At 66.1% G+C, this 12,758-nt stretch carries 11 protein-coding genes and 2 pseudogenes; 5 read left to right on the forward strand and 8 right to left on the reverse strand.

Annotation, left to right across the window (positions count from 1 at the left end):
* Position 1 precedes the first annotated feature (1 nt).
* From BLR02_RS29805 to BLR02_RS25295, 4 genes are all read right to left on the reverse strand, one after another.
* Positions 2-253 (reverse strand): acyl carrier protein, encoded by a 252-nt coding sequence (locus BLR02_RS29805; RefSeq protein ID WP_176849820.1) that lies wholly within the window; start codon positions 251-253, stop codon positions 2-4.
* A gap of 849 nt (positions 254-1,102) precedes the next feature.
* Entirely contained in the window at positions 1,103-2,071 is a 969-nt protein-coding gene (locus BLR02_RS25285; protein WP_090571188.1) for an NAD-dependent epimerase/dehydratase family protein, read from the reverse strand.
* A complete protein-coding gene (locus BLR02_RS25290) occupies positions 2,068-3,840 on the reverse strand; it encodes a fatty acyl-AMP ligase (RefSeq protein WP_090571190.1) in 1,773 nt (590 codons plus the stop codon). Before BLR02_RS25290 ends, BLR02_RS25285 begins: the two co-directional genes overlap by 4 nt.
* Positions 3,841-4,605 (reverse strand): phosphocholine cytidylyltransferase family protein, encoded by a 765-nt coding sequence (locus tag BLR02_RS25295; RefSeq protein WP_090665096.1) that lies wholly within the window; start codon positions 4,603-4,605, stop codon positions 3,841-3,843.
* Positions 4,606-4,952: 347 nt separating this feature from the next.
* On the opposite strand from BLR02_RS25295, the pseudogene BLR02_RS25300 reads away from it, so the two are divergent.
* Positions 4,953-5,198: pseudogene (locus BLR02_RS25300) on the forward strand (transposase); the annotation flags it as partial.
* Positions 5,199-5,426: 228 nt separating this feature from the next.
* Here BLR02_RS25300 and BLR02_RS25305 read toward each other — a convergent pair.
* Complete coding sequence (locus BLR02_RS25305; protein ID WP_090665097.1) at positions 5,427-6,326, reverse strand: SDR family oxidoreductase; 900 nt, start codon at positions 6,324-6,326, stop codon at positions 5,427-5,429.
* A gap of 65 nt (positions 6,327-6,391) precedes the next feature.
* Here BLR02_RS25305 and BLR02_RS25310 point away from each other — a divergent pair.
* Positions 6,392-7,591, forward strand: a pseudogene (locus tag BLR02_RS25310) (IS256 family transposase).
* Between the two features lie 137 nt (positions 7,592-7,728).
* Here BLR02_RS25310 and tnpC read toward each other — a convergent pair.
* Positions 7,729-9,270: an IS66 family transposase gene (tnpC, locus tag BLR02_RS25315; protein WP_090665098.1), complete on the reverse strand. Its 1,542-nt coding sequence runs from the start codon at positions 9,268-9,270 to the stop codon at positions 7,729-7,731.
* 58 nt (positions 9,271-9,328) lie between these two features.
* Positions 9,329-9,526 carry an IS66 family insertion sequence element accessory protein TnpB gene (tnpB, locus tag BLR02_RS25320; RefSeq protein ID WP_090571621.1) on the reverse strand — a complete coding sequence of 66 codons (198 nt, stop codon included), beginning with the start codon at positions 9,524-9,526 and terminating at the stop codon, positions 9,329-9,331.
* Between the two features lie 42 nt (positions 9,527-9,568).
* Here tnpB and BLR02_RS30160 point away from each other — a divergent pair, with 42 nt between their 5' ends.
* On the forward strand, positions 9,569-10,108 hold the full coding sequence (locus BLR02_RS30160) for an SDR family NAD(P)-dependent oxidoreductase (protein WP_218128058.1): 540 nt from the start codon (positions 9,569-9,571) through the stop codon (positions 10,106-10,108).
* A 610-nt stretch (positions 10,109-10,718) separates the two neighbouring features.
* On the opposite strand, the gene hflX is transcribed toward BLR02_RS30160, so the two are convergent.
* A complete protein-coding gene (hflX, locus tag BLR02_RS25330; protein WP_090665099.1) occupies positions 10,719-12,071 on the reverse strand; it encodes a GTPase HflX in 1,353 nt (450 codons plus the stop codon).
* Here hflX and BLR02_RS29810 point away from each other — a divergent pair.
* Together BLR02_RS29810 and BLR02_RS25335 are read left to right on the forward strand one after the other, a co-directional pair.
* The gene (locus BLR02_RS29810; protein ID WP_176849815.1) at positions 11,997-12,206 is read left to right on the forward strand and encodes a hypothetical protein; all 210 of its coding nucleotides are present in this window, start codon (positions 11,997-11,999) and stop codon (positions 12,204-12,206) included. The genes hflX and BLR02_RS29810 overlap by 75 nt on opposite strands.
* 285 nt (positions 12,207-12,491) lie before the next feature.
* Positions 12,492-12,758: transposase (locus tag BLR02_RS25335; RefSeq protein WP_143018303.1), on the forward strand; the 267-nt coding region annotated here is incomplete at its 3' end.

Genomic DNA, 12,758 nt, shown 5'->3' on the forward strand with positions numbered 1-12,758 from the left:
ATCAGCCAGCCTTGCTGGTGCTGCGGGTCAGCACACCGACGAGATCGCCGATGGTCTCGATCTCCGCCATACCATCCATTGGAATGATGATGTCCAGCCGCGTCTCGAGCTGCATGATGAAGTCGAGGGCAGTGACCGAATCGAGGCTCAAGTCATGCAGGAGACTTGTCTCCATGGTCACCGGTACCGTCCGCTTGCCCAGTTCCTCCAACGCGCTCGTGATCTCGTGCAGCACTAATTGCTCATCCGACATACCTCGGTCCCCCTGACATACCTCGGTTTCCCGATCGAATGTATTAGATGGGTCATTGAGGTGTAACCCCAACGTCTTCCGGGGGAGGACATGAGGGGCTTGCGGCCAGCGCAGGGCGGGACGACCGGCATGGCAACAATGCCGTGCGGCAGGCCCGTACCTGTCTTTCGCCCTTCTGTCACGGCGCGACCGGACACATATGGAAGCTGGAAGCAGACGATGATGAGTGCACCTGGCAGCCGGCATGGCGAGATTTACAAAACCGAGGGATCGCAGAAATCGATGTGCCCGATGCGTCCGTGTCCGCGGGCACGATCGAATGTCCCCGCGGACCTCGCTTGCGGCGGGCGGAGGCTGGTGCGGGCCCCCTCGCTGATCAGGCTCAGCCTGATGGTCCTGGGCTTCCTGGCCGGTTGCGCCGAGGCGGGGCCGGTATCCCACCAAACGATGCAGAACCAAGCAAGGGGTGGGCAGGCTGCTTCCGACACGGCTGCGTCCTCCGTAGTCTGGTATGAGGGTCAGCGGGTGCCGGTCGGCTCGGATTTCACCTGTCTCGGCAGATCGCAAAAAGTCTGGTTCCGGGTCGAGGGCGGCTCGGTCGAGATGCGCTCGTCGCGGCACCGAGGCTTGGCGGTCTCGAAGCCGATGCTTGCCGGCACAGTTTCCTCGGACGGAGCGATGGCACTGCGCTCGATTGGAGGGGCTCGCTCCGCCGTCGGGCGGATCCAGGGCGACCACCTGACCGCATCGGATGTGCCGGACCTGATGGTGCTAGGCCGGACGCGTGGGACCTGCGGGTTTCGGTATGAGGCAACCCGCCGGTAGCGCCTGAACCGGCGGCACGGGTTGTCATGCGGGAGCCGCGGCCTTGACCAAGCCGAGGCTCGCCCACCAGCCAAGCATATCGCGTAGACCTGTCTGCAGCGAAATGCGGGGCGCCCAAACCAGGCTGGGCAACTGCCGCTCGGCACTCGACCCCCAGTCCCGGTGCAGGAATTCGCGCGCCTTGCCGCGCCCGAACAGGCTGGGCCGTCCGGTTATCGACGACCACGCATCGGCCGCTGCTCCGCTTGCCAGCAACATCGCATCGGGCACCGGCACGAAACGTGGCTCGCGCTGCAGCATTCCGCAGAGCTGGCACAGGATCTCGCGCCAGCTGTATCCGCGCACATGCTCGTCCGCGACCTCAAAGACCGCCTTCGAAGGCCCGGCAAGGCAAACGCCGGCGATGGCCGTGGCGACGTCATGCGCATGGACGAAGCTGATGCGCGGCTCCGGGGCGCGGGGTACCGGTATGATCGGGGCGGAGATCAGTCGACAGAGCGCAAGGCCTTCGCGGTCGCCGGGTCCGTAGATGACACCAGGCCGCAGCACCAGCCAGCTGGCCCTCTCGCCAAGGGCGGCAATCACCGCCGCTTCGCCAGCCTGCTTGCTTTCGGCATAGGCCGACAGATGCGGTTCTCGCGCTGCGAGGGAGGAGATCAGCACAAGGCGAGCCCCGGGTGCGGACGCAGCGGTTGCGGCGGCCAGCCGGGCGCTGCCATCGCGGTTCACCGCCAGGAAATCCGCCCGCCGTCTGGCTTTGGTAAGGCCGGCAAGATGCACGACCGCCGTCGCCCCCCGAACCAAATGCTGCAGCGCTTCCTCATCCGCAAGGTCGCCGCGCACCAGCTCCACGGGATGGGGCGGCAGCCGTGGCGCGGCATCGCCCCGGACCAGGACGCGTAGTCGCCAGCCTTTGCGCGCCAGGGTGTCGAGCACATGGTGCCCTAGGAATCCGGTCGCGCCGGTGACCGCGACCAGCGGCGCTTCCGTCATTGAGCAACCGGCTCCAGGACGGGTGCGGGCGTGGTGAAAGCGCCTGCCAGATAGCGTGCGCGCGCCGCCACGCGGCTGAGCTTGCCCGAGGAGGTGTGCGGTAGGCTACCGGGAGGTGCCAGGATGATGCGAGCCTCCAGCCCATGCCGCGCGCGTAGCGTGCCTGCGGCATCGGCCACGAGCTTCGCGCGCGCGTCGCTGTCAGACAAGCCACGTGCTTCGATCAGCATCACGACCTGCTCCATCCCGTCTTCCTCAACGGCGAAGGCAGCGGCGTCGCCGGTGCGGACGGAGGCCACGGCTTGCTCGACCGACCATTCCAGGTCCTGCGGCCAGACATTTCGGCCGTTCACGATGATCAGATCCTTGGCCCGCCCGGTAATTACCAAGTGACCGTTCAGGAGATAGCCAAGGTCGCCCGTATCAAGCCAGCCATCGGATGAGAGGGCGGCTGCGCTTTCCTCCGGCTGCTGATCGTAGTCACGCATCAGTCCCGGCCCGCGGACCAGTATCCGTCCCACCTCGCGTTCCGGCAGCGACCGCTCGGGCCAGGGGAAGCCGGCGGCCTGCCGTATCTCCACCTCTGTCCCCGGCACTGGCAGCCCACATAGGGCGAAGGCGCGCGTGCGTTGGCTCCCGGATGTGGCCGGCTTGGCGATGCCCTCGCGCTCGAGCTGGTCGAGATCCACGGTGTCGGTGGCGACACCGGTCCCGAGCGGCGCGAAGCTGACCGCCAGTGTCGCCTCCGCCATGCCGTAGCTCGGCACGAAAGCCTTTTCACGGAAGCCGTCGGCGGCGAAGGTTTCCGCGAAGCGGGCGAGCACAGGGGCGCGGATCATGTCGCCGCCGATACCAGCGACGCGCCAAGCGGAGAGGTCAAGCGGCGGCCCCTTCGCCATGCCGAGCCGCGCCCGGCGGACGCAGAGTTCGTAACCGAAGCTTGGGCTGTAGGAGAGTGTGCCGCGATTGGCGGACAGCAGGCGCAGCCAGACATGCGGCCGCCGCGCGAATTCCTGGGAGGAGAGGAAATCAACCGTCACCTGACCGGCGAGCGGCGCAAGCATGAAGCCCACCAACCCCATATCATGATAGAGCGGCAGCCAGGACACCGCGCGGTCTTCCGGCGCCACGCGCAGGCCGTGCCGCAGAATCGCACCGATATTGGCCATCAGCGCCCGCTGAGTGACCTTGATGCCTGCGGGGAAGCGGGTGCTGCCGGAGGAGAATTGCAGATAGGCGGTCTCGTCTGCCTGTATGGGCATCAAGACCCGGCCGTCGTCAGGACCGTCTGGCAGCGCGGCGACGCTGCCGAAGGCCTTCAGCCCGGCCTCTCGCGCGAAGGGCGCCAGCCAGTCCCTCATAGCTTCCGGTACGAACAGAGCTGATGCACGGGATGTGAGGCAAAGGCGACGGATATGCTCGACATAGACCTCGCGGCCACCGAATGCCGCGGGCAACGGCACCAGCGCTGGGACCAGACCTGCGTACTGGCAGCCGAAGAACGCCGTAATCACGTCAGGGTGGGTTTCGGCAACAATCGCCACCCGATCCCCACGCTGGAGCCCAGCTTGCAACAGGCGGCGCGCCACAGCGAGGGCGTCCCGGCGCAGCAGCCGATAGGGCAGAACCTGCGTGACCACGCCCCGGCCATCGTGAAAATTAAATCCGGTAATGCCCTCGGCGGCGTAATCCAGAGCCTCTGCCAAGGTGACGAAGTCGCCGAGGCGCTGAGGGCAGGAGTTCAAGGTCGGAAGCAGCGAGGGATCCATTCAAATCTCCCCCGTGACGGCGGCGACCGCGGGGTCGGTCCAGGCATGTACAAGCAGTTCGGCGGAAGCAAGATCCTCCGCATAGTCGATCTCGCCCCAGGCACGACCTTCGATCGATCTCGCCTGCACGACGCCAGTTTGTGCCAAGGCATGGATGACCGACAAATACCAACGGCCGAGCCCGTCCGGCTGTCGCAGTGCCGCTTCGAGTCCGGCCGCGAACATTTCTCCTCCATCCCGGCGAAACCTCAGCATGCCGATTGACTCGCCATGGGTGCTGCCGACCGGCAGCGTCTTGCCGATAGCCGTCAGCCGCGTTCCATCCAGCGAAACCTTCATATCGTCGGCGTCGTAGGTGGGTTTGCGGTCTATTGTGACTGTGATTGGATGCTCCGGTGCTGCAAGCAAATGCCGTAACACCGCCGTCTCGAACAGCGTATCACCGTTCAGCAGAACGGTTTCAGCGGTCTGCAGCAGGTCACGAACGAGAAAGCAGCTGCCGATGTTCTCAGCCACACCGAAGAAAGGGTTGAAGACTGTACGGATCATGGTACGGGCCGGGGTGATACTGTGAACCAACTGCTCTACAGCCTCAGCCTCAAATCCCGTGACGAGCGTGATATCCTTAATGCCAACGGCAGCTAATCCGCGAATCTGCCACTCCAAAATGGAGCGTCCGGCAACTGGAAGGAGACATTTCGGAACCCGTTCTGTGAGCGGCAGCAAGCGTCGACCTTGGCCGGCACATAAGATAATCGCCTTCAAATCTCTGTCCTCTCATTTGGTTGATTGACGACTGACAGTGCCTCGTTGGAAAATTGCCGCAAGGCATTGCTTGCTTCTGTAACTTTGTTGCGGTGATCACCCACTGGTTGGCTTCGCGTAGGGTAAAGTTGGAGCGCGCCCCCTCCGTCTTGCAAGGGCACCCTGGTTGCCGTGCAAAGCGAATGCCGCTCGGCGCCATCCAGCTCAAAGCAGCAGCACCGGATAACCAACTGGGCCAAGGACGATGCAAGCCTATGCGCCCGCGGCAGCTTGACCATGTGATTGAAGTCGGAGGTGGTCGCAACCTGAATGGTTGAGCTGCGCACTGGCAGAGGCGGGCGGCCTATTCCACGCTCGCCATCGCCAGAGTCCTGACGCTGCGGGCTGTGTTTCATTTGGCGGCGCGCCAGACAGAGGGGCTGATTACTTCCCCCCTGCAGCTGCACAGCCTCGACCTGCCGGTGCCGGACCACAGCATCCTCAACCGCTGGGCCGAGACGCTCGGGGTGCTGCGGCCGAAGGCGGGGAGTGCGCCGGTGTACCTGCTGGTGGACAGCACCGGTTTCCCCCTGCGGGCTTGGTGCATGTGCTGAACCCATGCTCAACCTGAGATGCCCGGAGTAGGTCCGCATCGCGTAGCCCCGGAACAGGGTAGGGCTCAGCGCGTCCGCACCGCCGACCCATGTAACACGGTCGCTGAAATTGCCTGCCACGATGCAATCCCCTGTCAAGTGTGTGAGATCGAGAAGCGGGTTTCAGCGTCAGGCCCTGCCATCGGCGCCTGCCGAGAACAGGCGCGCGGCGGTTGGCGGAATTCTGCACTAGCCGAAGTCCACGCCTGTCAGCATGCTGGACTCCTCCCAGAGCCGGCTTGCGGCCTCCAAATCCAGCGACTGCGGCGGAGGCTTCGCGTCTGCCGGGTAGCCGCGTGTCTCGCTCAGCCTGTCCGGGCCATAGTAGCCCGCTTTCTGCGCGTCAGGCGACGTTGCCGCAAACAAGGTGGGTAGCGCCCCCTGCGCGACCGGCTGAAACAGGAACCACAGCAGCGAGCGCGTCAGGCCCTGGACGCTGAACCGGCCCGGTGCGTTGTGCAGGAGGTCGGTTCGCGAGATGCTGGGATGCGCGGCGATGCTTGTGAGGCCCCAGCCAGCGGCGTCACTGCGGCGCTGGAGTTCGAAGGCGAACATCAGGCAGGCGAGCTTGGACTGGCTGTAGGCCTGCATGGGCCTGTAGCCGCGTTCGGACTGCAGGTCGTCGAAATCGATGACACCTGAGCGAGCGGCGACGCTGGAGAGCGTCACAACCCGCGGGTCCTTGCCGTGTCCGAGTAGCGGTAGAAGGTAGGCTGTCAAGGCGAAGTGGCTAAGATAGTTGGTGCCCATCTGCAGCTCGAAACCATCAGCTGTGGTTTCACGGCGCGGCGGCGTCATCACGCCCGCATTGTTAATCAGGACATCGATGCTCTCCCGTTTGGCATTGAGTCGGTCGCCGCAGGCGGCGACCGAGGCGAGGTCTCCCAAATCAAGGGCCTCAAAGGCCACCGTGGCGCTTGGCATGCTCTTCTGGATGCGAGCCACGGCCTCGGCGCCCCGGGCGGGGTTGCGCCCGGCGACAATCACGTCGCCCCCAGCGCGTGCGAACGCCAGCGCGGTCTCGAAGCCAAGACCGGTCGTGCCCCCTGAGGTGGTGTAGGAGGCCGTCACCGTAATGGTGGCGGCCATCGTGATGGTCCTGGCTAGGGTTGGGTTGCTGAGACCGACAACCCCTGGACCATGGGCCAGCCACGATGACCGACGAGACGATGGCCCTTCGGGGCCTGTTGGAGAAGTCTGCCGAGGCGTCCTTCCTGCGGGAGATGATCGGCTTCGCCGCCCATCGGCTGATGGAGCTGGATGCTGAGGGGGCCTGCGGCGCCGGCCACGGCGAGCGCAGTGCTGATCGGGTGAACTAGCGCAACGGCTACCGCGAGCGGGACTGGCAGACCCGGGTTGGCACGGTGGAGTTGCGTATTCCGAAGCTGCGGCGCGGCTCCTACTTCCCGGCCTTCCTGGAGCCGCGGCGGCTGGCGGAGCGGGCGCTGACGGCAGTGATCCAGGAGGCCTATGTGCAAGGCATCTCGACCCGCTCGGTGGACGATCTGGTCCGCGCCATGGGCATGGAGGGCATCAGCAAGAGCCAGGTCAGCCGCCTGTGTGCCGAGATTGATGGCTGGGTGCAGGACTTCCTCGGCCGCCCGATTGAGGGCGACTGGCCCTATCTCTGGCTCGACGCCACCTATGTGAAGGTCAGGGAGGCGGGTCGCATTGTCTCAGTGGCGGTCACCATCGCGGTGGGCGTCAATGGCGATGGCCGGCGCGAGGTGCTCGGCATGGCGGCCGGCGCCTCCGAGGCGGAGACATTCTGGACTGACTTCCTGCGCGGCTTGGCCCGGCGCGGCCTGCGCGGCGTCAAGCTGGTGATCTCCGATGCCCATGAGGGCCTCAAGGCCGCGGTGGCCAAGGTGCTCAGGGCCACCTGGCAGCGCTGCCGCGTTCATTTCGGCCGCAATGCCGCGGCCCATGCCGGCAAGACCCAACGCCGCATTGTCTCAGCCTGGATTGGCACCGCCTACGCTGAGGTGGACGCCCCGGCCGCGCATGCCCAGTGGCGCCGGGTTGCCGACCAGCTCCGCCCCAAGGTGCCGAAGCTCGCCAGCCTGATGGACAGCGCCGAGGAGGACGTGCCCGCCTTCATGGACTTTCCCCGCGAGCACAGGGCGAAGTTACACTCGACCAACCCCATCGAGCGCCTCAACGGTGAGATCAAGCGCCGCACCGACGTGGTCGGCATCTTTCCCAACCAGGCCGCCGTCATCAGGCTCGTCGGAGCCCTGCTGCTCGAGCAGTCCGACGAATGGGCCACCCAACGGTCGCGCTACATGAGCCTGGAAGCGATCAGCGCCGTCAACGATACTGGCCAGGTCAGGCTCTCGGCTGTGCCCGCCTGACCAGCGGCCCAGCCCGCCAGGAGCAACCGCTCCTACACCATCACCAGGGACACGACCCCAAGACCGCCGTTACCGGTCACAACAGCCGTGCGGCCGTGCTGAGACGGGTAAGCGTCCGGTGACGCGGTGTCTGACGGTCAGGTTGCCGCGGCTTCTGCGTCGCTTGGCAGGTTCCACGGCAGCAGTTCGGCGACACAGCTGACGGGATAGTTGGCGATGCGCTCCAGCACGCGGCGGAGATAGGCCTCCGGATCGAGGCCGTTGAGCTTGGCGGTGGCGATCAGCGAGGCGATCGCCGCGGCACGCTGGCCGCCGATGTTGGAGCCCGCGAACAGCCAGTTCTTCCGGCCGAGGGCCAGCGGTCGGATCGCGCGCTCGACCGGGTTATTGTCGATCTCAAGGCGCCCGTCGGTGATGTAGCGCGTCAGCGCCTCCCATCGGCTGCGGGCATAGCGGATGGCCACGGCGAGGTCGCTGCGGCCGGAGATCCGGGCGAGGGTCTCGTCGAGCCAGGCGCGCAGGCTCTCGATGATTGGCCCAGCCCTGGCCTGGCGCTGGCGGGTCCGCTCGTCGGGCGGCTGGCCGCGGATGTCCTGCTCGATGGCGTAGAGCAAGCCGATGCGGCGCACCGCCTCGGTCGCCCGCGGCGCCTGGCCGGTGGCGTGCAACTCGAAGAAGTAGCGCCTGACATGCGCCCAGCACGCGGCCTCCCGCACCTTGCCGCCGTCATACAGACCGTTGAACCCACTGTAGCCGTCGGCCTGCAGCACGCCGAGGAACCCGGCAAGGTGCGCCTTGGGATGCTCGGCCCGGCGGTCCGGGCTGTAGCGGTAGAGCACGGCGGGCGGGGTTGTGCTGCCATGCGGCCGCTCATCACGCAGATAGGCCCAGAGCCTGCCGGTGCTGGTCCTGCCGAGGCCAGGGGCAAGCACCGATACCGGCGTGTCGTCGGCATGCAGCACGGCGCCCGCAAGGACATGCCGGGCCCGGGCATCGATCAATGGCCGCAGCAGCGCCGCCGACTGGCCAACCCAGTCGGCGAGAGTCGAGCGCTGCAGTTCAACACCCACCCGGGCGTAAATCTCATTCTGCCGGTAGAGCGGCAGATGGTCGGCATACTTGGCCACCAGCACGTGGGCGAGCAGCCCCGCCGTGGCGCGACCGCGGCGGATCGGCAGGCTCGGCGCCGGAGCCTGGCTGATGGCCTCGCAGCCGCGGCAGGAGAACTTGGGCCGGACATGCCGGAGCACGCGGAACCGCCCCGGCAGATAGTCCAGCACCTCGGTCACGTCCTCGCCGAGGCGGCGCAGCGTGCCGCCGCAGGCCGCGCAGGCCTGCGCCCCGGCGCCGTGCTCGACCACCTCGCGCGGCAGGTGCTCCGGCAGCGGGCGGCGGGCAGGCTTGCCGCGCTCTGGCCTGGCCACGGTGTCCGCCGGGTCCTCGGCCGGTGGCAGGGTGGGTGCCTCCGCCTCCAGCTCCTCGAGCGCCAGCTCCAGCTGGTCGGCCTCGGCCGCCAGCCGCTCCGACGAGCGGCCGAACTGCATGCGCCGCAGCCGGGCCAGCTGCAGCCGGAGCCGCTCGATCAGTGCGCGCTGGTCGTCCAACGCCGCGGCCTGCGCCAGTACGATGGCGCACAGCGCGTCGGCGTCGTCAGGCAGGGCGGCAAGATCGAGGACCACGATGGCATGATCTCCGCTGCCGCCGCGTCGCGCCCAATGAATCCCCTGCGATCGGGTGCTATCCCGCCATCTCCGGCCGCCAGGTCCGGGTGGGCATGCGCCAGTCGATGCCCTCCAGCAGCATCGAGAGCTGCGCCGGTGTCAGCGACACCACGCCGTCCTTGGCCTGCGGCCAGACAAAATGCCCGCGCTCCAGCCGCTTGGCGTAGAGGATCGGACCGACGATCCCGTAGCAACTCGCATGGACAGCGGCCAAGCCACCCTCATAGGGCGGCGATCCGCTCTCCTCACCCTCGGCATGTTGTGGAGCGCCACCTTCGTGGCCGGCAGCGCGCTAGCGCAAAGTGCACCGAAGCCGGATTGGAGCCTGTCTGACATGCCCTCTCAGAGCAGGCGCACTTTCCTGGTCACGGGCGGCACCAGCGGATTGGGGTACGAGGACGTCAAGGCGATGGCCGCCGGAACTCGTGTGGTGATCTCGGCACGTAACCCGCAGCGGGGCGAGGAGACGATCGCCCGAATCAGGCAGGAGATCCCGAATGCTCGGCTGCAGTTCGAGGCGATCGACCTGGCCGACCTCGCTTCGGCCTGCGCGCTGAGCAACCGTCTCCAGGCGACCCTGCTGCGTCTGGGCGGCCTGATCAACAACGCCACGATTATGGCTCCGCCCGAGCGCGGCGCGTCCGCGAACGGCTTTGAGATACACTTCGCCACTAACTTTCTCGGGCATTTCCTTCTGACTGCCGGGCTACTGCCCGTACTGCGGAGGAGCGCCCCCCCCCCCGCGTGTCGTTACGCTGTCCGGCATCGCCGTGCATCGGGGAGCCATCAACTTTGAGGACCTTCAATCCACCCGCGCCTATGACCCCTGTGCGGCCTACGCCCAGTCCAAACTCGCGTGCCTGATGTTCGCGCTGGATTTTCAACGACGCAGCGAGGCCGCTGGCTGGGCATCCAGAGCATGGCGGCTCATCCCGGCGTCGCAGTGACAGAACTGGTCGCGCGCGGGGCGGGGCTCGACAGCGAATCGGGGCGTCGCTGGGCCAGCAGGCGCGAGCACTTCCAGACTGCCGCTCAGGGCCCGCTGCCCACCCTGTGCGCCGCCACCGCCTCGGAGGCGAGGGTAGTACCTACTATGGTCCCACGGGCCCGCAGGAGGTCAACGGCCCACTCGGCCTGGCCACCATCCCGACCGCGGCCCGCGATGCCGCGGCAGCCGACCGCCTGTGGACGGTCACTGAGGAGTTGACCAGCACCCGGTTTCCCCCCCGCGCCTGCTGCCCTCTCTGCGCCGAGCCGACCACTATCGCTGCCGAGACATCGGCCCACATGGTGAGGCTCAGCCGGCGCACTGCTCTACGTGCAAAACCGACCTGAAGAGCCAATCTTATTTCGCGTTCGGATTCTAAGAGATTTTTGGTCTGCAGATGGCGGAGATTGCTGCCGGCTCAAAGCGCGGCAAGGCTTCGCCGCAGCCGCGTGATAGCGCCGGGCAGGCCGCGCACCTTCAGCACCCGGCCTGTCTCGTCATACTCCTCGGATAGGACCCGCGCGCTTTCATACACCTCGCCTATCAGCCCTTGTTTCGTATAAGGCAGCACCAACACATCCTCGACCATCTCTGCCTCGAAGAACGCGATAATGATTTCCCGCAAGGCGCTCACATCCTCGGGCACATGGGCGGAGAGCATGATCGCGTCTGGATGCTTCTCGGCCAGCGCAGCGCGTCCGGCGGCGTCCACCCGGTCCATCTTGTTCAGGACCAGCCGCGACGGCACAGCATCCGCCCCAATTTCACGCAACACGCTACGGCTCACTTCTAGTTGAGCCTCATAGGTAGGGTCCGAAGCGTCAACTACGAACAGTAACAGCGAGGCTTCCAGAGCCTCCGTCAGGGTGGAGCGGAACGAGGCGACTAGGTCATGCGGCAATTGTTTGATAAAGCCGACCGTATCCGAAATGAGCACTCGCGGGCGGGTTTCCGGCTGCAGGATGCGAACCGTGGTGTCGAGGGTGGCGAACAGCTTGTCCTCCACCAAAACCTGGCTGCCCGTGAGAGCCCGCATCAAGGAGGACTTGCCTGCATTGGTGTAGCCAACCAACGCCACCCGCAATTGGTCCTGCCGGGCGGAGCGGCGCTGGTCGCTGTCGCGCTGCACTGCTTCCAACTGGTCCTTCAGCTCCGAAAGCCGGTCGCGGATCTTACGACGATCGAGGTCGAGGGTGCTCTCACCTGCGCCTGGCCCCTGCTGCCGCTCACTCCCGCCCGACGATTCCCGCAGGCGGGGCGCGACGTATTTCAGGCGTGCCATCTCCACCTGCAGCTTCGCCTCACGGGTGTTGGCATGGCGATGGAAGATCTCGACGATTACGCCGGTGCGGTCGAGCACCTGAGCGCCGGTAGCGCGCTCCAGGTTGCGGATCTGGCTTGGCGAGAGCTCATGGTCGACGATGACGAACCCGGGCCTGCGGCCAGCGTCCAGATAGTGCTCAGCCTGCTCGTTAATCGCGGCGGTGCCTTCGAACCGCTGTCGCGCCTTGGACCTTGAGGACGGCACCATTGAGCTGACCACCCCGGTGCCGCCAGTGAGCGCCGCCAGCTCCGCCAGCTTGCCGCTTCCCAGTAGCGACCCGGCGCCGGTGCCCTCACGCCGCTGCGATACCGTTCCTGCCACCTCGTAGCCCAGCGTCTTCACCAGACGTCCCAATTCCTCAAGGCTGGCCTGATGCGCGACATCATCCACCTCGGGCGTCTGAATGCCGACAAGGACGGCGAGGGGTGTGGGGGGCTTAGTTTCCATGACAGTGGAGTAGCACGGATCGACCCGGCGACCGAAAATCGCACCCGCTCGGTCAACCCGGATCTACCTGGAAGATTGAGCTGGCCGCGTCAGCTCCAGCAACAGGTCGAGCGGGAGCATTGCCAGGTTGTTTAAGCGATAGTCCCGCTGCACCGGGTAGCATAACGACCTGCAGGGACATGCTACGATCTGGACGCGTGTCTCGCTTCCTGCCACGGCGACCCTTTCGGTCAGCAGGCAATTCAGCTCGCAGCGTAGCGCCTCAAGTTTTTGCCACTCCCGTCAGCCAGGTGGACGACATGCCGCTTGGTGCTACCCGCCACTGGTTCGCGAAACGGTTCCAGGCTCTAGGTTCTGTGGACTCTAAGGATTCCCGAGACGGCCATGGTGTGATTAGAGGCTGCCTTTCTGGAGGCGGTCTTGGGCGTTCTGGATCGGTTGGTGTTGAGCGACACGGCGTGGGAGCGGATGGCGCCGCTGATCATCGGCCGGCCTGACCAGAAGGGCTCGACCGGGCGGGACAACCGCATGTTTGTTGAAGGCGTGTTGTGGATCGTGCGCACGGGCGCGCCATGGCGCGACCTGCCGGAGGTCTTCGGCGAGTGGAACTCCGTGTTCCGCCGCTTCAGCCGATGGAGCGACAAAGGTGTATGGCGACGGATCTTCGATGCGATGTCGGATGACCCC

The sequence above is a fragment of the Belnapia rosea genome, assembly GCF_900101615.1.
Lineage (GTDB): Bacteria > Pseudomonadota > Alphaproteobacteria > Acetobacterales > Acetobacteraceae > Belnapia > Belnapia rosea.

What these genes read in the sequence shown, in the direction of transcription:
- BLR02_RS29805 (WP_176849820.1), bottom strand. Translation starts at nt 253, where the DNA reads ATGTCGGATGAGCAATTAGTGCTGCACGAGATCACGAGCGCGTTGGAG.
- BLR02_RS25285 (WP_090571188.1), bottom strand. Translation starts at nt 2,071, where the DNA reads ATGACGGAAGCGCCGCTGGTCGCGGTCACCGGCGCGACCGGATTCCTA.
- BLR02_RS25290 (WP_090571190.1), bottom strand. Translation starts at nt 3,840, where the DNA reads ATGGATCCCTCGCTGCTTCCGACCTTGAACTCCTGCCCTCAGCGCCTC.
- BLR02_RS25305 (WP_090665097.1), bottom strand. Translation starts at nt 6,326, where the DNA reads ATGGCCGCCACCATTACGGTGACGGCCTCCTACACCACCTCAGGGGGC.
- BLR02_RS30160 (WP_218128058.1), top strand. Translation starts at nt 9,569, where the DNA reads ATGTTGTGGAGCGCCACCTTCGTGGCCGGCAGCGCGCTAGCGCAAAGT.
- BLR02_RS29810 (WP_176849815.1), top strand. Translation starts at nt 11,997, where the DNA reads ATGCGCGACATCATCCACCTCGGGCGTCTGAATGCCGACAAGGACGGC.
- hflX (WP_090665099.1), bottom strand. Translation starts at nt 12,071, where the DNA reads ATGGAAACTAAGCCCCCCACACCCCTCGCCGTCCTTGTCGGCATTCAG.